Raw genomic sequence first — 26,162 nt, 5'->3', positions numbered from 1 at the left:
TCACGCTTCGTTGCGTATATCGGCCAATTCACGCGCCATGGCAACAAAGCCCGAGATGGGAATGGTCTCGGCGCGCCGCGTCGCATCGACGCCTGCGGCGGCGGCAAGTCGCACGGGGTCCGCTTGAAGCGATTTCAGGCTCTGGCGCAGCATTTTCCGGCGCTGGCCGAAGGCAGCGGCCGCGACCTGTTCGAGCAGCTTGCGATCGCAGGGCAGCGGCTCCGCGCGCGGCACCAGGCGCACGACGGACGACGTGACTTTCGGCGGCGGCACGAAGGCGGACGGCGAAATGTCGAACAGGATTTTCGTCTCAGCGCGCCAGTTGGCGAGCACGCCGAGACGGCCATAGGCCTCCTCGTCCTCGCGCGCGACGATGCGCTCGCCGACCTCGCGCTGAAACATCAGCACCATCATGTCGTACCAGGGCGGCCAGGGCTCCACGGTGAGCCAGTTGATCAGGAGCTGGGTCGCGATGTTGTAGGGCAGGTTGGCGACGATCTTGGCGCGCTCGCCCGCGAGCAGCGGACGCGGATCGAAGGTCATGGCATCGCCATGCACGATCTCGAGCCGGTCGGGGTAGCGCGCTGAGATGTCTTTCAACGCCGGGATCGCGCGCTCGTCATGCTCGATCGCGATGACGCGTTTGGCGCCGAGCGCGAGCAGCGCGCGGGTCAGTCCACCGGGCCCAGGGCCGACCTCGACGATGACGCTGTCTTCGAGCGGCGCTGCCGCACGCGCGATGCGCGCGGTGAGATTGAGATCGAGCAGAAAGTTCTGGCCCAGCGATTTGCGGGCCGACAGCGCGTGCTGGCGAATGACCTCGCGAAGCGGCGGGAGGTCGTCGATCGCGCCCATCAGCTGTTTGCAGCCGCCATGCGGCTCGCCAGCTTGAGCGCAGCAACAAGGCTCGCCGGATTGGCCTTGCCGGTGCCGGCGATGTCGAAGGCGGTGCCGTGATCGGGCGAGGTGCGGATGAAGGGCAGGCCGAGCGTGACGTTGACGGCATCGTCGAACGCGACCGTCTTGATCGGAATCAGCGCCTGGTCGTGGTACATGCAAACCGCGCAGTCATAGGTTTGCCGTGCGGCTTCGTGGAACATGGTGTCGGCGGGCAGCGGCCCCCTGGCGTCGATGCCGTCGTTGCGCAGAACCTTGAGCGCCGGCGCGATCACGGTCTGCTCCTCATGGCCGAGCGAGCCGTCCTCGCCGGCATGGGGATTGAGGCCCGATATCGCGATGCGGGGACGGGCAATGCCGAAGCGGGACGTGAGCTCGGCTGCGACGATGCGCACGGTCGAGACGATGAGGTCGCTGGTGAGTTCGGCGAGAGCATCCCGCAAGGACACGTGGATCGTCACCGGCACCACGGCGAGACGCGGCGACCACAGCATCATCACCGGCTGCGGAACGCCGGCCTGCGTGGCTGCGAGTTCGGCGAGGAATTCGGTGTGGCCGGGATGGCGGAAGCCCGCGCGGTAGAGCACGCTCTTGGCGATCGGGTTGGTGACGACGGCGCTGGCGAATCCAGCGCGCACGTCGCTGACGGCCTGGCGGATCGAGGCGAGCGCTGCCGGCGCGCTCGACGCGTCCGGCTTGCCTGATACGGCGGTCGCACGCTCCCCGGTCGCAACCACGGGCAGGGCGTCGGCGAAGGCAGTTGCGGCCTCGCCCGGGCTCACCGCAGCGATCCTGATCTCGGCTTCGAGCATCCTGGCGCGCTGCGCGATCAACGCTTCGTCGCCGAGCAGATAGAAGGCAGGCAGTCCCAGCTCGCGGCGCCTGAGCCAGGCTGCGATGGTGATGTCGGGGCCGATGCCGGCGGGTTCTCCGAGCGTGAGCGCGAGAGGTTTTGCGGGAGCGGTGGCCATCAGCGGTTGTGATATTCGATCATCGCCGCCTTGCGGAGGTCGTCGAGATAGGCCCGCTGGGTCTTCTCGTACTTCTCCTGGTACATCTTGTCGCGAATCTCGCGCTTCTTCGGCGTATCGATCGTGGTCGGCTTGCGCGAGCAAAGCACGACCATCTCGATGCCTGACCTGGTCACTTCGGGCGCCGTGAGGTGGCCGATCGGGGTGTCGTCGAGCACCTTGCGGAGCGCTTCCGGCAGGTCGGCGGTGGTCTTGGTGACGCTGTCGCGGATGGTGGCGTTCGGGGTCGAACGGAACAGCGAATTGGCTTCGTCGCAGCTTCCGACACGCGCGCGATATTGTTCGGCCTCCTTCATCCGCGTCTCCTGGAAAGCGGCGGACGAGCCGCGCGGCACGATCAGGACGATCGGCTGCATCTTGTATTCGGTGCCCTCGATCTGGAGCTTTGCATCACCGCTTTCCCGCACCTTGTCGGCGACGTCCTTCTCGCCGACGATCAGCTTCTCCTTGAAGCGGCCGCGCACGAGGCTGGTCCAGACCATCTCGGACCTCATGCGGCTCTTGAGCGTGTCGGGGCGCACGCCCTTGACCTCGAGCGACTTGGTCAGCATCTCCGGCGAGATGCGCATGCGCTGCGCCATCCCCTCGTAGGACTGGTTGATGTCGGAAGCGGTGGGTTCGACGCCGTATTTCTTGCCTTCCTTGATCTTGAGCTTGTCGTCGATCAGCGTGTTGATGACGTCCTGCCGGCTCGGAGTCTTCTGCGTCGTCAGCGTGTCGAGCTTGGTGCGCTGCTCGATGTCGAAATCGGTGATGGGATCGCCATTGACCATGACCACGATGTTCTGCGCCCGCGCCGGCGCGCCGACAAACGTCAGCACGACGACGAGGATGAGGGGGAGGAGGCGGAAGACAGGCAATCGGGTCGTCATGGTTTTCGCTCGCATGTCAGCCGGGATGATCCCGCAACGGGGAACAGGCGGCCGGCAATTCAGACGGGTTCACTGGATGCCGGCGGAACTGCTGGTCCCCGACGAGGTTGCCAGCGTGCGCAAGCCGATCTGGAACATGAACGCGTGGCTCAGCACGGGCGGCGTGGTGCCCGCGGAATAGCTATACGAAGTTACATAGTTCGCCGCCAGCACGAAGCAATCGTCGACATAGCCGGCGCCGAGCACATATTGGTTGATCTTGTTGGCCTCGAGGTCCCAGCGCGCCGAGCCCGTCACCACCCAGTTGGTCGCGACCTTGATCGAGCCCGAGGTCAGGATGCCCTCGCGCCTGGTCAGGTAGCCGAGTTCCGGCTGCGGCGCGTAATTGCCGTACATCATGCTGACCGACCAGCGATTGAAGTTGGCGCGGCCCTCCGCCTCGAAGCGCTGGACGTTCCAAGTCTGCTCGTCCATGCGGGAGCGAACGCTGAACGTATAGGTGCTGTTCGGCGAGTAGGCGACGCTCGCGACGTAATCGGAGCGCGGCTTGTCGAGGCCGGAATCCAGGCCCGTGTTGATCGAATCCTGGACCGCGTAGGAGTTCATGCCGAACAGCTGGTAGGACTGTCCGAACAGCACCTTGACCGCGCCGCCCTTGTCGAACTGCGTGGTGGCCTGCACGCCGACATTGGCGCGGCCGCCGCCCTCGACGCGGTCGTAGCCGGAGAACTTGTCGACGCTGAACAGGTTCGAGGTGTCGAACACCATGCTCTGGGCGTCCTCGTTCGGGAACCTGCCGGCATAGGTCTCGTTCGGGCGGATGATGACCTGCGCGATCGGCTCGATGGTGGTCGAGCCCCAGGGCTGCACGTTGATGAAGGGGTAGCGATATTCGAGGCCAACGGTCGGCATCAGGCGGAGCGCCTGAGTGTTGCCGGTGGGCAGGTAGTTCGACACGCCCGGCTGGTTGGAGACGTCGGCGTTGATCGCGTCGGCGCGCAGGATCGCGAACGGCGTCCAGATCTCGCCGAACGGATCGGTGTAGGACTTGCGCCACTGCGCCTCCGCCGTCAGGTGGGTGTAGGTGCCGGGGAAGCCGCGCAGCAGGCACTGTGACGGCGTGCGCGCGAGCGGATCGGCCGACGTCGTCGTGCACAGGCTGTTGGTGTTGGCGAGCGTCGTGATCGGGTCGAACACCGCGTCGTTGCGGGTCAGATTGACGAAGTTCGTCTTGTAGGAGACCTCGCCGCCGAAGATCGGATAGTTGAGCACGTTCGAGTAGTCGATGACGGGATAGACGACCGGGACCTGTTGCTGGTTGCCCGAGAAGCTCAGCCAGTACATCGTGCGCGCATCGAAGAAGCTGCGATTGCCGACGCCGGTCAGATAGAGCTGCGACAGCGCATCCGTCGGCAGGTTCAGGAACGAGCCGAGCGGATCGCGATAGGCCGACAGGCGGTAGTCCGACATGAAGTAGTAGTCGGAGAGCAGGACGCCGTCCCAGCCCCAGACCCATTTGTCGTTGAGCGCGAACTGGCCCTTGGTCTCGACGCCGCCGCGGAACTGACGGTCGCCCGGCAGGCCCGCGAACTTGTCGGGGTTGAGCTGGTCGATGCCGTAGACGCGGACCTGGTAGGCGCCGTCCATCAGGCGCTGGCGGAACTCGGCCTGGAACAGCACGCCCTGCTTGGAGGTGATGCGTGGGCTGAAGGTCGCGTCCATGTCAGGCGCGATCGCCCAGTAGAACGGGACTTCGACGCCGTAGCCGAACGCCGTGTAGGAGGTGAAGCCCGGCATCAGGAATCCGGTCTTGCGCTTCACAGTCGGATCGGGCGTCGAGAAGTAGGGCAGGTAGGCGAGCGGCACGCCGAAGAATTCGAGCTGCGCCGTCTCGAAATACAGCATCTTCTCCTGCTGGTCGTGGATGATGCGGGCACCCTTGACCTGCCAGAGCGGCGGCTTCTTCGGATCGTCCTTGCACGGCGCGCAGGCCGTGTAGACGCCGTTCTCGAACACCGTGTAATTGCCGCTGGAGCGGTCGGCGCGGGTCGCGGCCATGCGGGTCTGGTCGGCGGTGTCCACGCGCAGTGAATCGACGAAACCGTCGCGATAGTCGTCGGAGAGATCCAGGATCTCCGCATAGGTGATCTTGCCGTCGGCATCCGTCATGCGGATGTTGCCTTCGGCATGAAGCCGCTTCGTCTTCTGGTCGTAGACGACGCGGTCGGCTTCGACGCTGGTGCCGTTGTAGAACAGCTGAACGTTGCCGACCGCGGAGACGCGCGAATTGTTGTAGTCGTAATCGACCTCGGTCGCCTGCACGAGCATCTGCCCGTCATTGGCGGCCTTCGGCGGCTTCGGACGGGGCGGCAGCGGATTGTAGGTGAAGCCCTGGGCGGCAGCGGGCGCCACCGCGGCAAGATCGATCATGCCGGCGAGCGAGGCGACGGCGATGACGGCCAGCACGAGCCTGCGAATGGACAGCCGACATCCGTTCGCGCGCACGAGGGTGCGCGGCGCCCAGCCAGCCAGTTGTCCTCGGCGGACGGCCGTCACTATCCGTCCTCCTGATAAAGCAAGGCCAAAAAGCCGGTGAGGCCGCCCACCACCACGGGCAACCACGCCGCAGCGATCGGATGCATCAACTCAGCCTTGCTCAAGTCTTCAGTCACTTTCGACAGAACGTAGAGCAGAAAGCCTGCGCCCACGCCACTCAAAACCATCTTCTGTACGCCGCCCATCCGGAAGAAGCGCAGCGACACGGAAGCCGCGAGCATCACCATGGCGGCGAGCAAAAACGGCTGTGCCAGCAACTTGTGATACTGGAGTCGATATCCCGCTGTCGCGAACCCCGAGCTCTCGGACGAGCGGATGTAGCTCGGTAGTTGCCAAAAGGACACAGTCTCGGGTGTGGAAAAGCTGTTGCGAACCTGCGCCTCGGTCAGCGTCGTCGGAATTTCCAGGCTCGCCTGATCGATCGGGGGAGCGTCGAGCGAGAAGCGGCGCACGCCCTTGAATAGCCAGTGACCGGCCTCCAAGGTCGCCTCGCGCGCCTCGACCCGTTCCTTGAAGTGCTGCTCTGTATCAAACCGGAACAGCGTGAGCCCGGTGAGCCGGACGCCCTGCTGTTCGCTGCGTGCGGCGTTGATGATGGTCTGGCCGTCGCTGGTGACCTGGTTGAGCCAGAAGCCCGAGGCATCCTGGATGCCGCCGCCGGGCGCCGAGCCGAACAGCTCCGCCTCCATGCGCTTGGAGAGTTCGCGCAAATTGGCCGACATCGGATTGTAGGCGACGGTGGCGATCACGCCGATCAGAAGCGCGCTGCCGAGCGCCGGCGAGATGAATTGCCAGGCCGAGATGCCGGCGGCGCGCGCCACCACGAGTTCGAGCCGGCGGGAGAGCGCAAGATAGCAGGTCATGGCGCCGATCAGCATGCAGAACGGCGTCAGCTTCTCCAGCAACTGCGGCACGCGGAACAGCGAGGTTTCGGCCACCATGATCGCGGAGGCGGAGGCGAGCCCTGACGTCTTGCGCACCATCTCGATGTAATCGACCAGCACCAGCAGCAGGAAAATGCTCGCGAACACGCCGAGTGCGGCAACCACGAAGCGGCCGGCAAAATAGCGCCCGAGCGTGTTGGTGAGCATGCTCATGCGGCGGCCGGCCGTCCGAACAGCCGCGCGATGCGCGCATTCGACCTGTTGACGGTTTCCATCAGACCGGGCGGCGGCTCGACCACGATGCCGCCGATGACCATCCACAACCCGACGCCGATGGCGCCTAGAACCATCACGTATTGGACCAGCACCGGCCCCGACGATTTCACGGACATGACCGAACAGGCGAAGCCCGCCATCCGCAGGCCGAACACGGCGAGGATCGACGAGCCGATCGAGAAGTTGCGGCTCTGGCGCGTGGTGCGCGGCGCGCCCAGGAAGGCGAAGGTCAGCACGGCAAAGGCGAAGGGGTAGATCGGCGCCAGCAGGCTGTCATGCAGTGCCGAGCGGAACTGCCCGGGGATCTGCTTGTAGACGGGGTCGTCCTCGGACGGCGAGAACAGCTCCCACAGATAGCGTTCGCGAATGCCGAGGGTGACGTCGTGGCCCTGGTTGCCGAACTTCGACATGTCGAAGCCGTAGCGGCCGAACGCCACCAGCGCGGGATCGCGCTTGCCGGCCTCGAAGCGCTGGAGGTTGCCGTCCTTCAGCACCAGGAACGAGCCGTTCTCGTTCTTCACGACCTCGCCCTGCTCGGCGACGATCGAGATACGCTCATTGGGATCGCGGCGGTCGTCGATGAAGATTCCGGCGAGGATGCCGCCGGGCAGCCGTTCGCGGATGCGGATCGTGAGGTTCTTGTCGAGCTGGGCAAAGCGCCCGGGCTGCAGGATGTTGGTGAGCACGTCCGCGGTGATCTCGGCGTCCCACTGCTTGATCCGGCGCATGCCGTCGGGCGCCAGATAGGCGGCGATGAAGGCGACCAGCAGCGCCACCACGCAGGTGGCGTAGAAGAACGGATAGAACAGCCGGAACGGCGAGAAGCCGGCGGCATTCATCACGATGATCTCGGAATCGGTCGCGAGCTTGTTCAGCGTGTGAGAGATCGCGATCATCAGCGCGATCGGTGAGATGATCAGCACCAGCGCCGGGATCACGAGCCCGGTGATGCCGAGAAAGGTCATGATGGTCTGACCCTGGCTCGTCATCAGGTCGATGCCGCGCAACGCCTGCGTAATCCAGATCACGCCGGTGAGGCTGACCAGGACCAGCGCAAACGACGCCAGCGTCGTGCGGAAAATATACCTGTCGATCGACCCCATGCGCTACCGCACGAATCCCACCAAGTCCCCAACGCGTTCCGGAATTCGCGCTGTCCGACCAATCCCTGACAGGGATCCCCAAGGCCGGCCAATCACCTCTTCCGGAGGCTCACTTTCTCACTACCATCCCTTTGATCCGTCAACAAAATGGCTGACCCATGGCACCCTCTCCATATGGTTAATATTTCCCTTGATGTGGCGTCGCGGTCACGGGCGCGCTTGGCATCGACCGCGCCTCTGGCCCATAGTGGGGCGAGACGAGTGAATCGCCGTTCAGCTCCGGCCTTCGGCCGCACCGGTTGATCGGCAAAAAGCCCCACGTTTTCGAGGAGTTACCCATGTCCGATGCCATCAAGGTCGGCTTTGTCCCGATGGCGCCCGCCGCCCGTGGCATTCTGGTCGTGTTCTGTGACGACGCTCTGAAGGTCGGCCCGGCGACGGCCAAGGCGCTCGGCGGGGCGAGCGAACTCGTGAAGCGGGCGGCCGCCGCCGCCTCGTTCAAGGGCAAAAGCGGCGCCGCCCTGGACATCCTCGCCCCGGAGGGGCTGAAGGCCGAGCGCCTGATCGTGATCGGGACCGGCAAGGCCTCGAGCCTGAAAGGCAACGACTTCCTCAAATTCGGCGGCATGGCCGCCAGCAAGCTCAAGCCGGGTTCCGCGGCCATGACCATCATGGCCGAAATGGCCGGCGGCGCCATGAGCACCGAGCAGGCGGTGGCGATCGCCTCGGGCCTGCGCCTGCGCGCCTACAAGTTCGACCGCTACAAGACCAAGAAGAAGGACGGCGAGGAGGGCGCGCTGCGCGCCGACATCTCGCTCGCGGTCGACGACGTTGCCGCTGCGAAGAAGGCCTTTGCCTCCGCCGGCGCGGTGGTCGACGGCGTGGTCATCGCGCGCGATCTCGTCAACGAGCCGCCGAACGTGCTGTATCCCGAGGAGTTCGCGCGCCGCGCCAGTCAGCTGCGCAAGCTCGGCGTCAAGATCGAGATTTTAGACGTCAAGGCGATGCAGAAGCTCGGCATGGGCGCGCTGCTCGGCGTCGGCCAGGGCTCGGCGCGGCCGAGCCGCACCGTGATCATGCGCTGGGACGGGGCTAAGAAGGGCGATGCTCCGGTCGCCTTCGTCGGCAAGGGCGTCTGCTTCGACACTGGCGGCATCTCGATCAAGCCGGCCGGCAGCATGGAGGACATGAAGGGCGACATGGGTGGCGCTGCTTGCGTCGTCGGCCTGATGCACGCGCTCGCGGCGCGCAAGGCCAAGGTCAACGTGGTCGGCGCCATCGGCCTTGTCGAGAACATGCCCGACGGCAACGCGCAGCGGCCGGGCGACATCGTCACCTCGATGTCGGGCCAGACCATCGAGATCATCAACACCGACGCGGAAGGCCGCCTCGTGCTGGCCGACGTGCTCTGGTACGTCGCCAAGAAGACCAAGCCGAAGTTCATGGTGGATCTCGCGACGCTGACAGGCGCGATCGTGGTCGCGCTCGGCACCGATCACGCCGGCATGTTCTCCAACAATGACGAACTCGCCGAGCGCCTGCTCGCGGCCGGCATCGAGAGCGGCGAGAAGGTCTGGCGCCTGCCGCTCGGTCCCGAATACGACAAGCTGATCGATTCCCAGTTCGCCGACATGAAGAACACCGGCGGCCGTCACGGCGGCTCGATCACCGCGGCGCAGTTCCTGCAGCGCTTCGTCGATGGCACGCCCTGGGCGCATCTCGACATCGCCGGCACCGCGATGGGCGCGCCCAAGACCGACATCAACCAGAGCTGGGGGTCCGGCTATGGCGTCAGGCTGCTCGACCGCCTGGTGGCCGATCACTACGAGCGCAAATGACGTGAGATGACCGAAGTCCTGTTCTACCATCTGCAAAACATGACGGTTGAGAACGTCTTGCCGCCGCTTCTCGAGAAGTCGCTCGAGCGCGGCTGGCGCGTCGTGGTGCAGTCGACCTCGCCGGAGCGCGCCGATGCACTCGACGCTCACTTGTGGACCTATCGCGACGATTCCTTCCTGCCGCACGCGACATGGCGAGTGAACGATGCGGCCGAGCAGCCGATCGTGCTGGCGATCGAGGCGGACAATCCGAACGGCGCCAATGTTCGCTTCCTGGTCGACAACGCCGCGTTGCCGGAGGACACGGAACGTTATGAGCGGATGGTACTGCTGTTCAACGGCGACGATCCGGACGCGCTTGCATCTGCCCGCAGCACTTGGACCGATTGCAAGGCGCGCGGATTTGAGGTCACCTATTGGCAGGCGGACGAACGGGGCCGGTGGCAGCGGCGGAATTAGCGCCCCCGCGCAATTAATGATAATTTGGACTTTCGCGGACAGACTGGTTTCGGCCACCTTCGTGCCGCAAAGTGATGTTGGGACAATCGCTTAGGGCTGCTCCTTCATGCTGGGAACCTAGTTTATCGTGCGACATCAAAAGCTTCCAAAGTCGCTCATAGTTGCGTTGGCCGCGGTCGCGCCGCTGATCGCGGGCTGCTCGGGCGGAACTGATCTGCTGGCGTCTGCCAAAGACGCCGAATGGTTCAACAAGCCGAGCCGCCTGTTCATCAAGAACATCTCGATCGAGTCGCCGCCGCTGACCCCTGACAAGCCCGTGAGGGCCGAAGACCTCGTCAGCGCCGACGGTGCTTGCCCCGGCATGGCACCGCCGCCCGGACCTGCAGACGCCAATGCGTCGACGACGGCGCCGGCGCCCGTGGGCGGCACGGTCGCACTCGGCCACACCGAATGCGACGTCGTGCGCGGCATCGGCGCACCCTCTACCGTCAATCTCTCCACTGATCCCGCCGGCCGTCGCGTCGCGGTGGTGACCTGGACCGCGGGTCCGCGTGCCGGCATCTACACCTTCACGTCAGGACGCCTGTCCGCAATCGAGGGCACGCCCGAGCCGCCGGTGGTTGCGAAGCCCGTGAAGCCGAAGGCGAAGAAGAAGGCGGCGACGTAACGCGCCGTCGGCCTTTCACCCATCGACATCGCTATGCAGCTTTGCGACCCTTGATCGCAGTGGCCGAGGCATGAACGGTGATCGCTCCGGTCGCGCTTGCGGGCAGTCGCGCCTGAAGCCGGCTCTTGAGCTCCGCGCCCTGGCTTTCAGACAGCTTTGCGATCACGCCGCTCGGGCTGCTGACGACCATCGACAGCCAGTAGTCGTCGAAGTCGGCGAATGTCCGCTCGACGACCAACTCGCGGGTTTCGATCTCGCGCAGACCAAGCTCCGCCCAGAGTGCTTTCAGCGCCTCGAAGCGCGAGATGTCCGCGCTCGGTGGACGCGCTGCGGGAATGCCAAGGGCATCCAACTCCTCCCACAGCGGTTGCGTCGGCGTGCCGCCGCGCACAATGTCCCAGGTGTAGGATGCAACCATGCCGCCGGGCTTGGTGACGCGGACCATTTCCGAAGCACCTTTGCGCGCGTCGGGGACGAAGAATAGCACCAGTGCCATCACGGCGATGTCGAAGCGGTTGGCGTCATAGAGAAGGGCCATCGCATCGCCAATCGACAACTCGACCGGCTTTCCCGCAAACTTTTGGCGCGCCGTCGCAATCTGTGCATCGGAGGGGTCGATCGCGCAAACGGAGGAAGGGGCGGATTTCGCAAGCAGGAGCTCGGTGAACGCACCATTGCCGGCGCCAACATCAACCCAGGCCTGTCCAGAGCCCGGCGTCAGCCAATCCAGGAAAAGTGTCCCCGCCGATCGGCTCCAGGGGGACATGAAGCGCTCATAGGCCGCGCCGTCGGTGAATTTGATTGGTTCGGGTGACGGCATCTGCGATTTCCCTCGAGATTGCCTATTCAAAATATTGTTCTGGCCGAAAAGGTCAGGGCTTGCTTCGTAGCACGAAAGCCGCACGATGCGCGACGAGCCGCTACAAATTCCGTTGAGCGAGCTCGATCCGAAGCTTGCCCGCGTTGCCATCCTGTTCAATCCGGATACCGCACCCTATGCGCCTGGCCTCGTTGCCGCCGCGAGGGACGCTGCATCCGGCATCGAGGTGGTCGAGATGCGGACGCACGATGACGGCGAGACCGAGGCCCGGCTCGAAGCGTTCAGCCGTGCGGGCAACGGCAGCCTGCTCGTCATTCCAGAGCCGTTCACCAACGGGCATCGCGACCACATCGTCGCGCAATGTGCCCACTTTCGCGTGCCGGCACTTAATTCGGTGCTGGGCGCCGTCGATAGCGGGGCGCTGATGTCCTATACATTCGTCTGGGACGAACTGGTCAGCGCACCCGTCGACTACATCGATCGCATCCTGAAGGGGGCTTCGCCGCGCGATCTGCCGATCCAGGCGCCGCGGCGCTACGAGCTGGTCGTCAACCTGAAGACGGCGAAGGCGCTCGGCGTCGATGTGCCGCCCGTGCTGCTCGCGCGCGCCGATCGCGTGATCGAATAGAAAGAGCTACCCCGCCGCCTCGTCGAACTGCGCGCTCGCTTCGAGCCACTGTTCTTCCGCGCGCGCCAGCGCATCGGCGGCATTGGCCCGCGCCTTCGAGAGCTGCGCGGCTTGCTTTGGATCACGCGTAAAGATGTCGGGCAGGGCGAGCGCGGTGTCGATCTTGGCGATGATCTCGGTGACGCGGGCGATCTCGCTTTCGGCTTCCGCGATGCGCTTCTTCAGCGAGCCGCGATTGTCCGACTTGGGACGCTGCGGCTTTTCGATCTGAGCGCTGCGCTCGCGCGGGGCGGGCTCGGCATTGCGCGAGGACAGCACCAGGCGGCGGTACTCGTCGAGGTCGCCGTCGTAATTGGTCACGGTGCGGTCGGCGACGATCCAGAGCTGGTCGGCGCAGGCCTCGATCAGATAGCGGTCGTGCGAGACCATGATGATCGCGCCGGGAAACTCGTTGATCGCTTCGGCGAGCGCTGCGCGGCTGTCGATGTCGAGATGGTTGGTCGGCTCGTCCAGGATGATCATGTTGGGGCCGAAGAAGGTCGCGAGGCCCAGCAACAGCCGCGCCTTCTCGCCGCCGGATAGTTTTCCTGCCTTGGTGTCGGCCGCCTTGCCGGAGAAGCCGATCGCGCCGGCGCGGGCGCGTACCTTGGCTTCGGGCGCATCGCCCATCAGCTTGCGGACGTGGTCGTAGGCGGAGGCGTCCTCGTTCAGCTCGTCGAGCTGGTGCTGGGCGAAATAGGCGATCGACAGCTTGTCGGCGCGCGTCACCTTGCCCGAGAAGGGCGCAAGACGGGCAGCGAGCAGCTTGACGAGGGTCGACTTGCCGTTGCCGTTGGCGCCGAGAAGCGCGATGCGGTCGTCGTTGTCGATGCGCAGCGTCACGCGGCTGAGCACGGGAGTCGCCGGATCATAGCCGACGGAGGCATTGTCGACGGCGATGATCGGCGGCGACAGCAGTTTTTCCGGCGCCGGAAAAGTGATCTCGCGCACGTCCTCCGTCACCAGCGCCGTGATCGGCTTCAGCCGCTCCAGCATTTTCACGCGAGACTGGGCCTGGCGCGCTTTCGAGGCCTTGGCCTTGAAGCGGTCGACGAAGGCCTGGAGGCGGGCGCGCTCGGCCTCCTGGCGTTTGACGGCCTTGGCATCGAGCAGCTCGCGCGCGGCGCGCTGCTCCTCGAACGAGGAATAGGTGCCCTTGTAGAGCGTGAGCTTGCCGCGCTCCAGGTGCAAAATCTGGTCGACCGAGCTCTCCAGCAGGTCGCGGTCGTGGCTGATCACGATCACGGTGCGCGGATAATGCGCGAGGTGATCCTCCAGCCACAGCGTGCCTTCGAGGTCGAGATAGTTGGTGGGCTCGTCGAGCAGCAGGAGATCCGGCGCCGCGAACAGCGTTGCGGCCAGCGCGACGCGCATGCGCCAGCCGCCGGAGAATTCGGCGCAGGGACGCAGCTGGTCGGCGGCGGAAAAGCCGAGGCCGGAAAGGATCGCGGCGGCGCGGCTCGGCGCTGAATGCGCGTCGATGTCGACGAGGCGGGTTTGGATCTCGGCGATCCGGTGCGGGTCAGTGGCGTTCTCGGCTTCAGTGAGCAACGCTTCGCGCTCGAGGTCGGCCTTGAGCACGACCGAGATCAGGCTTTCCGGCCCGTTCGGCGCCTCCTGCGCCAGGCTGCCGACCCGCCAGCGCGGCGGCAAGGTGACCGAGCCGTGCTCGGCCGAAAGCTCGCCCCGGATCACCTTGAACAGCGTCGATTTGCCGGTGCCGTTGCGTCCGACCATGCCGACGCGCGAGCCGGGCGTGATCTGCACGGAGCTATTATCGATCAGAAGACGTCCGGCGAGGCGGATGGAGAGGTCGGTGATGGAGAGCATGCGGCCTTGTCACCGCAGGCGAGATCAAACGCAACCCGTTTTTCCGTGACCCTTCGTCAGTGCGAGTCGCGGTCGCGCTGTTTCAGCTCGTTGAGGAGCCGCTCGAGATGCGTCGGGAGGCGCGGTTCGGGGCGTATGCTCTGCTGGAGCCGCTCGCCTACGGCATCGCAAATCGAGCGGCTGGTACGCCGGTCGATCTGTTCGCTGTCATTGGCAAAGAGGCCAGCCATCGCGGGGTTCCGTGTGTGCAAGGTTACGACACGGTACCAAGTCATTGGCCCCCGAAATGGTTTCGCAGGCCGCGGGGAATGGCTGGCATTCTAGTAAAAATTGTATGAATTCGTCGTATCTGCCCAAATACAAGGCCCCGGCGGGGGGAACGCCGGGGCCTCTCTTGGAAGGTACCGCAGGGGGAACGGTACCTCTGGTAATTCAGGAAGGCGCTGTCGGGCTCAGTAGCAGCGGTTGACCAGCCGCCAACGGGGTCCCCAGGGGGTCGGGACCAGCCGGCGCACGTAGCAGCCGCCGTAACCATAGGCCACGGGGGCGGCGTAGACGCGCGGTCCGCCCCAGCCCCAGCCGCCGTGATGCCAGCCGCCACCGCCGTGCCAGCCCCAGCCGCCGCCGTGCCAGTGAGCGGAGGCGGAGGTGGGGGCCAGTGCGGCACCCAGCGCGACCGCGGCGACTGCAGCGAGCGAAAGTTTCCTCAACATGGTGATCTCCTCAGAACTGCCGGCGCGGGGCATCGCGTCGATGGAAAGGCCGCCGAAACGGTCCGCCTCGGGGGAAGGCTTGGTTTCGATGGAGCTGACGTTACGCCGGCGAGGCTGAACCAAACCCTGACAGGGCCTTCAGATTGGGTTCATCTGGGTGAAATCGTTGTAATCCATGTTGGAATCCGGCCGGGAATTCGGGCCTCGGCCTGCGGCGAAGCAGCCTTCGGTGCGTCCCGGCACTCGCTTGCCGGATCGCCAAGGCGCCGATATAAGCCCCGCAACTCCAAACCACCTTTTTCTCTTCAAGGACAAGATCATGGCCATCGAACGCACTTTCTCGATCATCAAGCCCGACGCCACCGCGCGTAACCTGACCGGCGCCGTGAACGCCGTGATCGAGAAGGCGGGCCTGCGCATCGTCGCGCAGAAGCGCATCCGCATGACCAAGGAACAGGCCGAGACCTTCTACGCCGTCCACAAGGCGCGTCCGTTCTTCGGCGAACTGGTCGAGTTCATGACCTCCGGCCCGGTCGTGGTGCAGGTGCTGGAAGCCGAAAACGCCATCGCCAAGTACCGCGATGCGATGGGCGCGACCGATCCGTCGAAGGCGGCCGAGGGCACCATCCGCAAGCTCTACGCCAAGTCGATCGGCGAGAACTCCGCGCACGGCTCGGACGCTCCGGAAACCGCCGCGATCGAAATCGCGCAGTTCTTCTCGGGCAACGAGATCGTCGGCTGACCCAGCCGGCGAACTAATTCGACGGGGCGATAAGGACTCATTGTGAACTGGCTCTGGCAGATCTTCGATCCCGCCACGATCGGGGCATTCTTCACCCAGTTCCGCAATGAGATGGCCGAACCGACCTTCTGGATCGCGGTCGGCAAGATCATCTGGATCAACGTCCTTTTGTCCGGCGACAACGCGCTGGTCATCGCGCTTGCCTGCCGCGGCCTGAAGCCGCGGCATCGGCTGTGGGGCATGGTGCTCGGCGCGGGCGCCGCGGTGCTGCTGCGGATCGTCTTCACCGGTATCGTCGCGAGCCTGATGGCTCTGCCGTACCTCAAGCTGGCCGGCGGACTCGCGCTGATCGTGATCGCGGCCAAGCTGCTGGTGCCTGAGAACGAGGAGGAGGGCGTCGAGTCCGCCTCGCATCTGTGGCAGGCGGTGCAGATCGTCGTGGTCGCCGACATCGTCATGAGCCTCGACAACGTCATCGCGGTCGCCGCCGCCGCCAATGGCAGCGTGCCGCTGCTGGTGCTCGGCCTCGCGGTCAGCGTGCCGCTGATCGTTGCGGGCGCGGCGCTGATCATGGCGCTGCTCGCACAATTGCCGATCCTGGTTTGGGCCGGTGCGGCGCTGCTGGGCTGGATCGCCGGCGAGGTGATCGCGACCGATCCCGGCATTGCACCAAAGCTGCATGCACTCTCCGAAGGTCGGTTCGGCGTCTCGCTGGACCGGATGCTCGGCACTCTGCACGTTCCGCCGCAATTCGCCCATGGCGGCGGTGGGGCTGAATATCTTTGCGCTGTGCTCGGTATCGTCGTCGTGCTGCTGATCGGCTCGATCTGGCGCCGCCGCAGCATGAATGCCGCCGCGCTCGAAGCCTCCAAGCAGCACGCCAAGGCGTCGGCTGAAGGCTAGTGTTCAGTCGATGATGCCGAATTCCGTCACGGGCGTCGTCCAATAGACGAGCCTGGTGCCGGCAAACGAACCCCGAATCCGATCGAGCAGGCGGACGGCTTCATCGTGCGCCAGAATGACCTGGACCATGGCTTGATCGGCATGGCCCTGGACGCGTTCGGCGGCGGTGTACAGTCGGACTTCGCCGCCGTGGCCGGCGGTGCGCGAGGCGGTGAAGCCCGAGACAATGTCGCTCTGTTCGGCGAGATAGTCGAACATCTCTTCACGGAGTTGGCGCGGCACAATCAGCGTGAGGCAGACCTGCTGGTCGGTCATTTGGCCACCTTCGACGCGCCGCCGTAGCGGCGATACAAGATCGGCAGCAGGATCAGCGTCAGCACCGTAGAGGACAACAGCCCTCCGATCACGACGACGGCGAGCGGTCGCTGGACCTCGGATCCCGGACCTGAGGCAAACAGCAGGGGAATCAAGCCGAGCGCCGTGATGCTCGCGGTCATCAACACCGGCCGAAGCCGGCGCATGGCGCCTTCGACGACGATGCGATGCTCGCTCAGGCCGTGGGCGCGCAGTTGATTGAAGTAGGAAACCAGAACGACGCCGTTGAGGACGGCAATCCCGAGCAGCGCGATGAACCCGACCGAGGCCGGCACCGATAGGTACTCGCCCGTGACGACCAGCGCGAACACGCCGCCGATCAGGGCGAAGGGGATGTTCACGAGCACGAGCAAGGCCTGCCGGATGGCGCCGAACGTGGTGAAGAGCAGGACGAAAATCAGGCCGATCGCCACAGGCACGACGACCGACAGACGTGCGGAGGCACGTTGCTGGTTCTCGAACTGTCCGCCCCAGGTCAACCGATAGCCCTCCGGGAGCTGAAGTTCCGCCGTGACCCTCTGGCGGGCCGCTTCGACGAAGCCGACCATGTCACGGCCCCGGACGTTGGCCCGAACCACGCTCATGCGAGCGCCGTCTTCGCGGTCGATCTTGACCGGGCCGTCGACGCGTTGAATTCGGGCGACCTGCGACAGCGCGACGTGCTGACCGGACGTGAGCGTCAGCGGAAGGCTCGCGAGCAGGGTCGGCGCCTCTCTGGTCGTCTTGCTGCCCCGGACGAGAATGGGTGTGCGGCGTCCCTCCTCGAGCGCGGTTCCGATCGTTCGCCCCTCGATTTGGGTACGGAGCGAATTGGCGATCGCGTCAACCGTCAGGCCGAGACGTCCGGCCTCCATTCGATTGACGGAAACCGTATAATATTGAGCTCCTTCGTTGAGCGTGGTGTAGACATCCTCGGCACCGTCGATGCCGGACAGAATGGCGGACAGCTTAGCCGCGGCTTCGTTCAGCCTGGCGATATCCGGACCGAAGATCTTGACCGCGACGTCGCCACGCACGCCGCTGATCATCTCCTGCACGCGCATGTCGATGGGTTGGGTGAAGCTGAGCGAGATGCCGGGAAGTCCGGAGAGAACCTCGCGCAATTTCTGCAGCAGAGCCTCACGATCGTCGGTCTGTCTTTCGGCTGCCGACTTTAGCACGAGGAACGTGTCGGTCTGGTTGGGCCCCATGGGGTCGAGGCCGAGCTCGTCGGACCCGGTCCGTGCGACGATGCCGGCAATGTCCGGCACTGCGAGGAGCGCGGCCTGCAGCCTCCCGTTCATCGCAAGCGATTCGTCGAGATTGACGGAGGGAAGCGTCTCCACGCTGACGATGACGTCGCCTTCGTCCATGGTCGGCATGAAGGTCTTGCCCAGCCTTCCATAGGCAAAGCCGGCGGCGGCCAGACCGATCAGCGCCGCAGCCATTACCTTGCGCTCGTTGCTCAAGGCCCAGTTCAGTGCCGGTGCATAGACGCGCTGGGCCGCGCGAACGATCAGGGGATCGCGATGAGAGGCAGAACTGAGCAGGAAGGACGTCGCGACCGGGATCACCGTGAGCGCAAGCAGCAGCGAGCCGGCGAGCGCGAAAATGATCGCCAGCGCGACGGGGATGAACAGCTTTCCCTCCAGTCCCTGGAGCGTCAGCAGGGGAACGAACACGATGATGATGATGACGACGCCCGAGGTTACCGGCTCCAGGACCTCGCAAACCGAGCGGTAGACCAGGTGGATCAGCGGGGTCGTCTTGCCGGCTTCGTGCTTGCCGAGGTTGCCGACAATGTTCTCGACCACGACGACCAGCGCGTCGATCAACATGCCGATCGCGATCGCAAGTCCGCCGAGGCTCATCAGGTTGGCCGACATCCCCACTACCCGCATGACGATCAGCGCAATGACGATGGCGAGCGGCAGGCTGAGAGCGATCACGAGCGAGGCCCGCCAGTTGCCCAGGAAGAGCAGCAGGAGCACGATGACGAGAGCGGTGGCCTCACCAAGGGCACGCACAACGGTCCCGACGGCGCGATCGACCAGGCGGCTGCGGTCATAGAACACGTTGATCGAAACGCTTTTCGGCAGCGAGGATTGCAACTCGGCAAGGCGGGCACGTACGTCGCGGACGAGCTGCCCCGCGTTGGCACCGCGCAAACCGAGGACGAGCCCCTCGACGGTTTCGCCGCGCCCGTTCGACGTGACTGCACCATAGCGTGTCAGCGTCCCGACTTTGACGCTCGCGACGTCGTTGACGAGGATCGGGACCCCCTCGCGCGTGTCCACGACAATGGCCTTGATATCGTCGATCGAACGGATGCTGCCTTCAATCCGAACCAGGGCGCTGTCTTCGCCCTGGTTCACCCGTCCGGCGCCGTCGTTGCGGCTGTTGGCTTCGATCGCCCGGCGAAACACGTCGTAGGAAATGCCGCGGGCGGCAAGTGCGTCATTGCGCGGAACGATCTCGAAGGCGCGCACGTAACCGCCCAGCGCGTTGACGTCCGCGACGCCGGCCACCGTGCGCAAGGCCGGTCGGATCACCCAGTCGAGCAGGGTACGACGCTCGGCGAGCGAAAGCTCGTCGCTGTCGATCGTGAACATGAACATTTCGCCCAGGGGGCTTGTGATCGGGGCAAGGCCGCCGCTCGCCCCGTCAGGGAAATCACGCGAGATGTTCGATAGCCGTTCCGAAACCTGGTTGCGCGCCCAGTAGATGTCGGTACCGTCCTCGAAATCGACGGTGATATCGGCCAGAGCGTATTTCGTGGTTGAACGCAGGATCTTTTTGTTCGGCAATCCAAGTAGCTCGAGCTCGGCGGGCACCGTGATGCGTTGCTCGACCTCTTCGGGGGTGAGGCCGGGCGCCTTCATGATGATCTTGACTTGAACCGGCGAGACGTCGGGAAATGCGTCGATTGGCAGGCTGGGCAGCAGCACGGCGCCCGCGCCGATCAACAGCAACACGCTCAGGACGACGAACAGCCGCTGCGCAAGCGCGAATGCGACCAGACGCCGGAGCATTTATTGCCCCAGCCCCAAGAGGATGCCGCGAAGCGCCGAGATGCCGCCGCTCGCAATCTCGTCGCGGTCGGTGATCGGGCCGGATACCACGACATGGTCCTGGTCTTCTGCAAGGAGCGTGACCGGAACGAGGCGGAAACCGCCGTCAAAGGCGACGAATACCGACGTCTGCTCGCCTCGCCGGACGAGCCCGGCATAAGGAATCTCCCAGGCGCTCTGGCCGGCGGAGAGAAAGCCGATGCGAGCGGCGGCCGTCTGGCCGGGATGCAGCTCGCCGTCGTTGGGGACTTCCGCGCGGACCAGGATCGTCTGGGTTGCAGGATCCGTCGTCTCGGAGACCAGCACGACCTTGCCGGGCGTGGAATAGCCTTCGATCTCGACTTTCGCTCCGGTACGGATCGCTCGAATGCTAGCCGCGGGAACCGCGATTTCGGCCCATAGCGGTGAAAGCCGCGCCAACTTGACCAGCGGTGCGGATTGTTCGAGCCGCTGCCCCGGCGATACCACGAGATCGACTACGGATGCGGTCTGCGGTGCGTTGACCGTCAGCGTCGCGCTGATTGCAGTTTCCTCGACCAGCCGCGCAATCGCTTCATCGGACATTCCGCTCAGGCGCAGCATCTGTCGACGTTCGGCGACCACGAGCGTGGCCTGGCGCGCCTCGGCCTGGCTCGCCTCGAGCACGCGTTGTGGCACTGCCTTGCCGTCGAACAAATCGATGTTGCGTTTGAGCTGCTGCGTTGTCAGTTGCTCCTGCGCGATCGCGTGCAGGTAGTCGCGCTGTTGGGAGACGAAGCTGGGGCTTTCCAGAACGACCAGCGGCTGTCCGGCCGAGATGCGATCGCCGCGGCCGACCAGCAAGTTGGCGACCATGCCGGCGACGGGTGCGCTGACCACCCACAATTGCGGCGTGGGGATCACGATCTGGATGGGGTAGGGCAGCGTCAGGTCCGTCCGGCTCGCGATCGGATGAGCGACTCGCACGCCAAGATTTCTCGCCTGCTGCTCGCTCAGCTTGAGCTCGTCCTGCGCTCCAAGAACCGGCGGCGAAAGGCCAAAGGCGAGCGCGGACAAGACGCAGGCAGCCATTTTCCGACTGCGGATCGGGAGACGAAGCCCAGGTTGGAGCAGCATGGCAGCAGTGGTCCGAAACAACGTGGCGGCACGTTAGTCCGGCACGACGCGGTCGGGTTGATTTGCATCAACCTGCCTCATTCCGCGACAGAACGGAGCGCCGCTTAGCGCCGGACGATCGAGCCGCTGCGCCCGATCAGGCGGGCGAGTTGCTTGAAACGGCTGCCGACACGGTCGGCGACGAGATCGCCGAGCCTGTGCTCGAAAACCAGCATCAGATTGCGGCCCCGGCTGCGGAAATGCGTGGCCGGCAACACGCCGGGGCGCGCGGCCGAGATCAGATGCGCGACACGGAACGCCGCACCTAACAGGCGGGCGCGTTCGAGCTGCGCCGGCGTCAGCAGTTCCTGCATGGTCAGCGGCGGCTGGTTCTCTTCGCTGAGGCCCGCATAGCGATAGAACACCGACAGGCCTACGAAGGCGCGCTCGCGGTGGTCGATCGCGCCGAAATTGGCGTTCACGACGAGGCTCAGCGTCTGCTCTCCGCGATGATCGGGGTGGACGCGCCAGCCGATGTCGGACAGCAGGCAGGCGGTATGACGCAGGCGGCGGTCTTCCTCGGTCTCGCGCAGCTTCACCACGCGTGCGAGGCGATCGGTCCAGGCCATCAGCTCGCGCGCGTGTTTGGCCGAGCGTGACAACAGCTCGTTCAGCTCCTCGGCGGCGCAGATCAGGCCGTCCTTGTTGCGCTCGGCCTCCGGCAGCTTCTCGTGCAACAGGCCTTCGCGCACGCCGAAGGTCGAGAACACGATGGTCTTCGGTTTTGCGACCCGGATGATGTGCTCGAGTACCAGCGCTGCATAGGTGAGGAGAGGGCGCCGCGCATCGGCGACGACTTCGATGTCGGCGAGCATGTCGACGGCGGCGAGGCGCCGCAGGCGACGGGCAAAATCGAGCGCCTCGGCCGCGGGAATGGAGTAGCCGTGCATCACCTGGAGCGGATAGCCGCTCTGGATGATGTGGATGCGCGCGAGCGCGCGCCAGGTGCCGCCGACGGCGTAGAAGGTGCGGCCACGCCCGGCGGCGAGCTGCTCGACTTCGTCGAGCGCCTCGCGGACGATGCGATCGGCGCGCTTCAGCGATTTGTGGGCGAGGTCCTGAAGCGCAAGGCCGCCGAGCGGCAACGTCACGCCGCTGCGCACGCTGTTCCTGCGCACGTCGATCAGCTCGAGCGAGCCGCCGCCGAGATCGCCGACGATGCCGTCGGGCTGGTGAATGCCCGAGATCACGCCGAGCGCCGACAGCTTTGCTTCGCGCGGTCCCGACAGGATCTCGATCTTCACGGCGCAAATGCGCTCGGCTTTCGCGATGAAGTCGGCGCCATTGGAGGCGTCGCGGCAGGCGGCGGTCGCAATCGCGAACACGCGGCCGACCTGCATCACGCGGCACAGCGCGCGAAAGCGCTTCAGCGAGGTCAGCGCCTTGTCGACGGCGTCGGGCGCAAGCAGGCCCGTGCTCTGCACCTCGCGCCCGAGGCCGCACAGCGTCTTTTCGTTGAAGATCGGAATCAGGCTCCGCGCCAGCGCCTCGTAGACGACGAGACGCACCGAGTTGGAGCCGATGTCGATGACCGCGACGCTAGCGCCACGCTTGCGCGGCCGTTTCACGGCAACAATCTCCGGTCAGGACTGATGGCGTTCGTTTCGGCGCGTGAGACGGCGCGGCGAGGATTCCTTGAGCGACTTTCCACGGCCAGACAGACTCGGATTTGTCATGAAGTAATTGTGCACGTTGAAAGGCTCCTCGCCCTTCGCGGCCTTCATACGCGTTGAGGACCCGTCCGGCAACAATTGCCAGCTCTGCTCATTGTCCTTCAGGTTCGCGACCATGATCTGTTCGAGAACCTGCTGATGCACCGTGGGATTTTGCAGCGGACACAGCACCTCGACGCGGCGGTCGAGGTTGCGCGGCATCATATCGGCCGACGAGATATACACAGCCGCTTTCGCGCTCGGCAGGCCCTGGCCCATGCCGAAGCAGTAGATTCGGCCGTGTTCCAGGAAACGCCCAATGATCGACTTGACGCGGATGTTTTCCGACAGGCCAGGGATTCCGGGCCTGAGGCAACAGATACCGCGTACCACCAGCTCGACCTGCACGCCGGCCTGTGACGCTTCGTACAGCGCGTCGATGATGTCGGGGTCGACGAGCGCATTCATCTTCATCCAGACCGCACCAGGCTTGCCGTGACGGGCGTGCTCGGTCTCGCCCTGGATATGCTCGATGATGCGCTTGCGCAGGGTCAGCGGCGAGACCGCCATCTTTTCCAGATCGCTCGGCGCGGCGTAGCCCGTGATGAAGTTGAACACGCGAGCAGCGTCGCGGCCGATGGTCGGTTCTGAGGTGAAGTAGGAGAGGTCCGTATAAATACGTGCGGTCACCGGGTGATAGTTGCCGGTGCCTGTATGGACGTAGGTGGTGAGGCTGCCGCCCTCGCGGCGCACCACCATCGAGAGCTTTGCGTGCGTCTTCAATTCGAGGAAGCCGTAGACGACCTGCACGCCGGCACGTTCCAGGTCGCGCGCCCAGCGGATGTTGGCCTCTTCGTCGAAGCGCGCTTTCAGCTCGATCAGCGCGGTCACGGACTTGCCGGCTTCGGCCGCTTCGGCGAGGGCGCGCACGATCGGCGAATTGTTGGAGGTGCGATAGAGCGTCTGCTTGATCGCGACGACGTCAGGGTCGCGCGCGGCTTGTTGCAGGAACTGCACCACCACGTCGAAGGATTCGTAGGGATGATGGACGATCAGGTCCTTCTGCCTGATGGCGGCGAAGATGTCGCCGCCATGCTCGCGCACGCGCTCGGGATGGCGCGGCACGTAAGGGGTGAATTCGAGGTCGGGCCGGTCGAGCCGGGTGAGCTGCGACAGCTCGTTCATGGCGAGCACGCCGTCGACCAGGAACACCTCGTCGTCGGCGGCGGACAGGGCGTGTTGCACGAAGCTGCGCAGCTGCTCCGGCATCTTGGCGTCGATTTCGAGCCGGATCACCGATCCGCGGCGGCGGCGCTTCAGCGCGGTCTCGAACAGGCGGACGAGGTCTTCGGCCTCTTCCTCGATTTCGAGCTCGGAGTCGCGGATGATGCGGAAGGCGCCCTGGCCGTGGAGGCTGTAGCCCGGAAACAGGCGGTTGATAAACAGGCCGGTCAACTGCTCCAGCGAGATCAAGCGAACCTTGCCCTCGGCCGGCAGGCGGATGAAGCGGTCGATCTTGCCGGGCATGCGGATCAGCGCGTTCATCGGTTTGCCGTCGGCCTCGCGCGTCAGCTGGAGCGCGATGGTGAAGCCGAGGCTCGGGATGAACGGGAAGGGGTGGGCCGGATCGATCGCCAGCGGCGTCAGCAGCGGGAAGACGTTGTTGAGGAAGTAGTCCTCGAGCCAGGTCCGCTCCGCCTTGGTGACCTCCTTGCCGTCGACCAGCACGATGCCGACATCGGCGAGCGTGCCCCGCAGGTCGCGCCAGATCGCCTGCTGATCGCTGGCAAGCTGCGACACGGTGCGGTTGATCAGGGCGAGCTGCTCGGACGGGGTCAGGCCGTCAGGCGCGCGCTCGGCAATGCCCTCGCGGACCTGCGCCTTGATGCCGGCAACGCGGACCATGAAGAACTCGTCGAGATTATTTGCCGAAATCGACAGGAATCGCACCCGCTCCAGCATGGGGTGGCTGGCGTTGACCGATTCCTCGAGGACGCGGCGGTTGAAATGCAGCCAGGACAGCTCGCGATTGATGAATCGCTCAGGGCTCGAGGCGATCGCCGGCAGGCTCTCGGTCTCCGTTGCTTTCTCTTTTGTTTCAACATCTTGCGCGGAGTCCATGAGAAGTCGGTCCATCCAGTTTGCCCCAATTTGCGACTTATGCGCAAAACCGGCCGGAGCATGTGTTAGTGCGATGACGTTTCGATGACATTGATGTTCCGCTGCAGAGCCGCGTCAAGCGGGCCTGGGGGCCAAGCGCCGCCTGGCGGTCAGACGTCGCGAAGCAACTCAGCGGCGAGCGCACGGGTGACGGGGCGGCCAAGCCGCAGGGCCTCGCCATCGAGCAGTTCCACGGCGCGCCTGGCCGCGGCTGAGGACCTCTCGAGCCGGGTCGCGAGGTAGCTCACCACGGTTTCGTCCACCGTGAGCTGGCGGTCGGCGCAGAACTTGATGATCAGGCCGCGGAACAGCTGGTCGTCAGGCGGCAGCAGCGAAATAAGGGGAATCGTCCGAAACCGGGATCTGAGGTCGCGGAGCTCGACTTCGATTGCCGCCGGCGGCTCACGTCCGGTGAACAGCATGTAGGCGCCGTCCTCGCGGGCGAGGTTCATCAGATGGAAAAGGGCGCGCTCGTCAAAATCACCGGCTTTGAGATCCTCGACCACCAGCGCGCCGGTCGCGAGCGCGCCGGGCACGTCAGGGGCGCTCAGCGCATTGGCAGTGGTGGAGCGGGCGCCTGATACCTCGGCCCAGATCGCGGCGAGATGGCTCTTGCCTGAGCCTTCGGGTCCGGCGAGCCACATGATCCGGTTTGGCCATTCGGGCCAGCCGTCGATCAGGGCAAGGCCGGCGGCGTTGGCAGGGCCCTCGAGGAAATTGTCCCGGCTGAGGCTTTCCGCATGCGGAAGCGAAAATGCCAATTGTCGGGGGTGAACGCGGCCTGCCACGCTTGCTCTGCTCCGTGCCGGCACGCCGGCGCTAACTGAAAGAGATTCGATTTATTCGATCGGGAGTTGGCCTTTTACGGGGCCGCGTCCCTCTCATTTGGCTTCGATCGTGCTCATGTGCCGCAGCCACTCGACCAGATAGAGCGATACGGAGGACAGCGTGAACAGCGTGACGAAGCCCATGAGGATTATATCATAGGGCGTCGGCTTGAAGCCGAAGGCGAGCGCGGCCAGCACCAGCGCCGCGTACGCGACCTGTGCGGCTGTGTTGAGCTTGGAGACCTTCGAGGGCCTCATCTCGACCGGCTTGTCGAACAGCCAGGACACGATCACCGCGGTGACGATCATGATGTCGCGGGAGACCACCAGGATCACGATCCAGCGGGGGATGTCGCCCCAGATGCCGAGCGACAGGTAGATCGACACCAGCAGTGCCTTGTCGGCCAACGGGTCGAGCAGGGCGCCGAGTTCGCTGGCCATGTTGAAGCGCTTGGCGAGGAAACCGTCGACCGCGTCGCTGAAGCCCGCGATCAGGAAGACGGCGAATGCCACCTCCATTTGGCTCGACACGATGGCCCAGACGATGATCGGGACCAGCATGATGCGGCCCAGGGTAATGATGTTCGGAATACTCACGCGGCGCTTCCCGGCACCCGACTTGACCTCGAAATCCGGCCCTTGGAGGCTGAACCGGTTGATATCTACATAGTATAGGGCGGGGCGCCACGCTTGCCATTGCGTGTCC

The 26,162-nt window shown here is 65.0% G+C and carries 23 protein-coding genes; 6 read left to right on the top strand and 17 right to left on the bottom strand.

Annotated features, from left to right (window positions below):
- The 6 genes from rsmA to lptF all read right to left on the bottom strand — a co-directional run bounded on the left by rsmA (position 1) and on the right by lptF (position 7,619).
- Positions 1–855 (bottom strand): 16S rRNA (adenine(1518)-N(6)/adenine(1519)-N(6))-dimethyltransferase RsmA, encoded by an 855-nt coding sequence (rsmA, locus tag XH90_RS21160; RefSeq protein WP_194476277.1) that lies wholly within the window; start codon positions 853–855, stop codon positions 1–3.
- The gene (gene pdxA / locus XH90_RS21155) at positions 855–1,868 is read right to left on the bottom strand and encodes a 4-hydroxythreonine-4-phosphate dehydrogenase PdxA (protein ID WP_194476276.1); all 1,014 of its coding nucleotides are present in this window, start codon (positions 1,866–1,868) and stop codon (positions 855–857) included. The genes rsmA and pdxA overlap by 1 nt, the downstream gene beginning before the upstream one ends.
- Entirely contained in the window at positions 1,868–2,800 is a 933-nt protein-coding gene (locus tag XH90_RS21150; RefSeq protein ID WP_194476275.1) for a SurA N-terminal domain-containing protein, read from the bottom strand. The genes pdxA and XH90_RS21150 overlap by 1 nt, the downstream gene beginning before the upstream one ends.
- Before the next feature lie 69 nt (positions 2,801–2,869).
- Entirely contained in the window at positions 2,870–5,356 is a 2,487-nt protein-coding gene (locus XH90_RS21145) for an LPS-assembly protein LptD (RefSeq protein WP_194476274.1), read from the bottom strand.
- Complete coding sequence (gene lptG / locus XH90_RS21140; RefSeq protein WP_194476273.1) at positions 5,356–6,453, bottom strand: LPS export ABC transporter permease LptG; 1,098 nt, start codon at positions 6,451–6,453, stop codon at positions 5,356–5,358. The genes XH90_RS21145 and lptG overlap by 1 nt, the downstream gene beginning before the upstream one ends.
- Positions 6,450–7,619, bottom strand: coding sequence for an LPS export ABC transporter permease LptF (gene lptF / locus XH90_RS21135; protein WP_194476272.1), 1,170 nt, complete (start codon positions 7,617–7,619; stop codon positions 6,450–6,452). The genes lptG and lptF overlap by 4 nt, the downstream gene beginning before the upstream one ends.
- 338 nt (positions 7,620–7,957) lie before the next feature.
- Between lptF and XH90_RS21130 the strand changes: the two genes are divergently transcribed.
- The 3 genes from XH90_RS21130 (at position 7,958) to XH90_RS21120 (ending at position 10,583) form a co-directional block, all read left to right on the top strand.
- Positions 7,958–9,457 carry a leucyl aminopeptidase gene (locus XH90_RS21130; RefSeq protein WP_194476271.1) on the top strand — a complete coding sequence of 500 codons (1,500 nt, stop codon included), beginning with the start codon at positions 7,958–7,960 and terminating at the stop codon, positions 9,455–9,457.
- A gap of 6 nt (positions 9,458–9,463) precedes the next feature.
- Complete coding sequence (locus XH90_RS21125; RefSeq protein ID WP_194476270.1) at positions 9,464–9,916, top strand: DNA polymerase III subunit chi; 453 nt, start codon at positions 9,464–9,466, stop codon at positions 9,914–9,916.
- A 166-nt stretch (positions 9,917–10,082) separates the two neighbouring features.
- Positions 10,083–10,583, top strand: coding sequence for a hypothetical protein (locus XH90_RS21120; protein ID WP_194482754.1), 501 nt, complete (start codon positions 10,083–10,085; stop codon positions 10,581–10,583).
- Positions 10,584–10,614: 31 nt separating this feature from the next.
- Here XH90_RS21120 and XH90_RS21115 read toward each other — a convergent pair whose 3' ends face one another.
- Complete coding sequence (locus XH90_RS21115; protein ID WP_194476269.1) at positions 10,615–11,403, bottom strand: class I SAM-dependent methyltransferase; 789 nt, start codon at positions 11,401–11,403, stop codon at positions 10,615–10,617.
- An 85-nt stretch (positions 11,404–11,488) separates the two neighbouring features.
- Here XH90_RS21115 and XH90_RS21110 point away from each other — a divergent pair, with 85 nt between their 5' ends.
- Positions 11,489–12,031, top strand: coding sequence for an ABC transporter substrate binding protein (locus XH90_RS21110; protein ID WP_194476268.1), 543 nt, complete (start codon positions 11,489–11,491; stop codon positions 12,029–12,031).
- A 6-nt stretch (positions 12,032–12,037) separates the two neighbouring features.
- Here the strand turns inward: XH90_RS21110 and XH90_RS21105 are convergent, their stop codons facing one another.
- The 3 genes from XH90_RS21105 to XH90_RS21095 form a co-directional block, all read right to left on the bottom strand.
- Positions 12,038–13,900: an ABC-F family ATP-binding cassette domain-containing protein gene (locus tag XH90_RS21105; RefSeq protein WP_194476267.1), complete on the bottom strand. Its 1,863-nt coding sequence runs from the start codon at positions 13,898–13,900 to the stop codon at positions 12,038–12,040.
- Between the two features lie 56 nt (positions 13,901–13,956).
- Positions 13,957–14,130 (bottom strand): hypothetical protein, encoded by a 174-nt coding sequence (locus XH90_RS21100; RefSeq protein WP_194476266.1) that lies wholly within the window; start codon positions 14,128–14,130, stop codon positions 13,957–13,959.
- 222 nt (positions 14,131–14,352) lie between these two features.
- Positions 14,353–14,613, bottom strand: coding sequence for a sulfur globule protein precursor (locus XH90_RS21095; protein ID WP_194476265.1), 261 nt, complete (start codon positions 14,611–14,613; stop codon positions 14,353–14,355).
- A 319-nt stretch (positions 14,614–14,932) separates the two neighbouring features.
- Between XH90_RS21095 and ndk the strand changes: the two genes are divergently transcribed.
- Together ndk and XH90_RS21085 are read left to right on the top strand one after the other, a co-directional pair.
- Positions 14,933–15,355 (top strand): nucleoside-diphosphate kinase, encoded by a 423-nt coding sequence (gene ndk, locus XH90_RS21090; RefSeq protein ID WP_018645406.1) that lies wholly within the window; start codon positions 14,933–14,935, stop codon positions 15,353–15,355.
- 42 nt (positions 15,356–15,397) lie between these two features.
- Positions 15,398–16,258, top strand: a complete 861-nt coding sequence (locus tag XH90_RS21085; protein ID WP_194476264.1) for a TerC family protein — start codon at positions 15,398–15,400, stop codon at positions 16,256–16,258.
- A 3-nt stretch (positions 16,259–16,261) separates the two neighbouring features.
- On the opposite strand, the gene XH90_RS21080 is transcribed toward XH90_RS21085, so the two are convergent.
- The 7 genes from XH90_RS21080 to XH90_RS21050 all read right to left on the bottom strand — a co-directional run bounded on the left by XH90_RS21080 (position 16,262) and on the right by XH90_RS21050 (position 26,053).
- Entirely contained in the window at positions 16,262–16,573 is a 312-nt protein-coding gene (locus XH90_RS21080) for a DUF3240 family protein (protein ID WP_194476263.1), read from the bottom strand.
- Entirely contained in the window at positions 16,570–19,644 is a 3,075-nt protein-coding gene (locus tag XH90_RS21075) for an efflux RND transporter permease subunit (RefSeq protein WP_194476262.1), read from the bottom strand. The genes XH90_RS21080 and XH90_RS21075 overlap by 4 nt, the downstream gene beginning before the upstream one ends.
- Positions 19,645–20,733 carry an efflux RND transporter periplasmic adaptor subunit gene (locus XH90_RS21070; RefSeq protein ID WP_194476261.1) on the bottom strand — a complete coding sequence of 363 codons (1,089 nt, stop codon included), beginning with the start codon at positions 20,731–20,733 and terminating at the stop codon, positions 19,645–19,647.
- Positions 20,734–20,882: 149 nt separating this feature from the next.
- Positions 20,883–22,385 carry an exopolyphosphatase gene (gene ppx / locus XH90_RS21065; protein WP_194476260.1) on the bottom strand — a complete coding sequence of 501 codons (1,503 nt, stop codon included), beginning with the start codon at positions 22,383–22,385 and terminating at the stop codon, positions 20,883–20,885.
- Positions 22,386–22,400: 15 nt separating this feature from the next.
- Positions 22,401–24,590 (bottom strand): RNA degradosome polyphosphate kinase, encoded by a 2,190-nt coding sequence (locus XH90_RS21060; protein ID WP_194482753.1) that lies wholly within the window; start codon positions 24,588–24,590, stop codon positions 22,401–22,403.
- Positions 24,591–24,739: 149 nt separating this feature from the next.
- On the bottom strand, positions 24,740–25,417 hold the full coding sequence (locus XH90_RS21055) for a DnaA ATPase domain-containing protein (protein WP_194476259.1): 678 nt from the start codon (positions 25,415–25,417) through the stop codon (positions 24,740–24,742).
- A 93-nt stretch (positions 25,418–25,510) separates the two neighbouring features.
- Complete coding sequence (locus XH90_RS21050) at positions 25,511–26,053, bottom strand: CDP-alcohol phosphatidyltransferase family protein (protein ID WP_194476258.1); 543 nt, start codon at positions 26,051–26,053, stop codon at positions 25,511–25,513.
- Positions 26,054–26,162 lie beyond the last annotated feature (109 nt).

The sequence above is a fragment of the Bradyrhizobium sp. CCBAU 53338 genome (genome assembly GCF_015291665.1).
Lineage (GTDB): Bacteria > Pseudomonadota > Alphaproteobacteria > Rhizobiales > Xanthobacteraceae > Bradyrhizobium.
Note: the sequence above shows the minus strand (reverse complement) of the source record. Positions and strands in the feature narration are given on the sequence as shown.

Excerpts from the sequence above, each read along its gene's own strand:
- rsmA (WP_194476277.1), bottom strand. The coding sequence starts at position 855 with ATGGGCGCGATCGACGACCTCCCGCCGCTTCGCGAGGTCATTCGCCAG.
- pdxA (WP_194476276.1), bottom strand. The coding sequence starts at position 1,868 with ATGGCCACCGCTCCCGCAAAACCTCTCGCGCTCACGCTCGGAGAACCC.
- XH90_RS21150 (WP_194476275.1), bottom strand. The coding sequence starts at position 2,800 with ATGACGACCCGATTGCCTGTCTTCCGCCTCCTCCCCCTCATCCTCGTC.
- lptG (WP_194476273.1), bottom strand. The coding sequence starts at position 6,453 with ATGAGCATGCTCACCAACACGCTCGGGCGCTATTTTGCCGGCCGCTTC.
- lptF (WP_194476272.1), bottom strand. The coding sequence starts at position 7,619 with ATGGGGTCGATCGACAGGTATATTTTCCGCACGACGCTGGCGTCGTTT.
- XH90_RS21130 (WP_194476271.1), top strand. The coding sequence starts at position 7,958 with ATGTCCGATGCCATCAAGGTCGGCTTTGTCCCGATGGCGCCCGCCGCC.
- XH90_RS21125 (WP_194476270.1), top strand. The coding sequence starts at position 9,464 with ATGACCGAAGTCCTGTTCTACCATCTGCAAAACATGACGGTTGAGAAC.
- XH90_RS21115 (WP_194476269.1), bottom strand. The coding sequence starts at position 11,403 with ATGCCGTCACCCGAACCAATCAAATTCACCGACGGCGCGGCCTATGAG.
- XH90_RS21110 (WP_194476268.1), top strand. The coding sequence starts at position 11,489 with ATGCGCGACGAGCCGCTACAAATTCCGTTGAGCGAGCTCGATCCGAAG.
- XH90_RS21105 (WP_194476267.1), bottom strand. The coding sequence starts at position 13,900 with ATGCTCTCCATCACCGACCTCTCCATCCGCCTCGCCGGACGTCTTCTG.
- XH90_RS21100 (WP_194476266.1), bottom strand. The coding sequence starts at position 14,130 with ATGGCTGGCCTCTTTGCCAATGACAGCGAACAGATCGACCGGCGTACC.
- XH90_RS21095 (WP_194476265.1), bottom strand. The coding sequence starts at position 14,613 with ATGTTGAGGAAACTTTCGCTCGCTGCAGTCGCCGCGGTCGCGCTGGGT.
- ndk (WP_018645406.1), top strand. The coding sequence starts at position 14,933 with ATGGCCATCGAACGCACTTTCTCGATCATCAAGCCCGACGCCACCGCG.
- XH90_RS21080 (WP_194476263.1), bottom strand. The coding sequence starts at position 16,573 with ATGACCGACCAGCAGGTCTGCCTCACGCTGATTGTGCCGCGCCAACTC.
- XH90_RS21075 (WP_194476262.1), bottom strand. The coding sequence starts at position 19,644 with ATGCTCCGGCGTCTGGTCGCATTCGCGCTTGCGCAGCGGCTGTTCGTC.
- XH90_RS21070 (WP_194476261.1), bottom strand. The coding sequence starts at position 20,733 with ATGGCTGCCTGCGTCTTGTCCGCGCTCGCCTTTGGCCTTTCGCCGCCG.
- XH90_RS21060 (WP_194482753.1), bottom strand. The coding sequence starts at position 24,590 with ATGGACTCCGCGCAAGATGTTGAAACAAAAGAGAAAGCAACGGAGACC.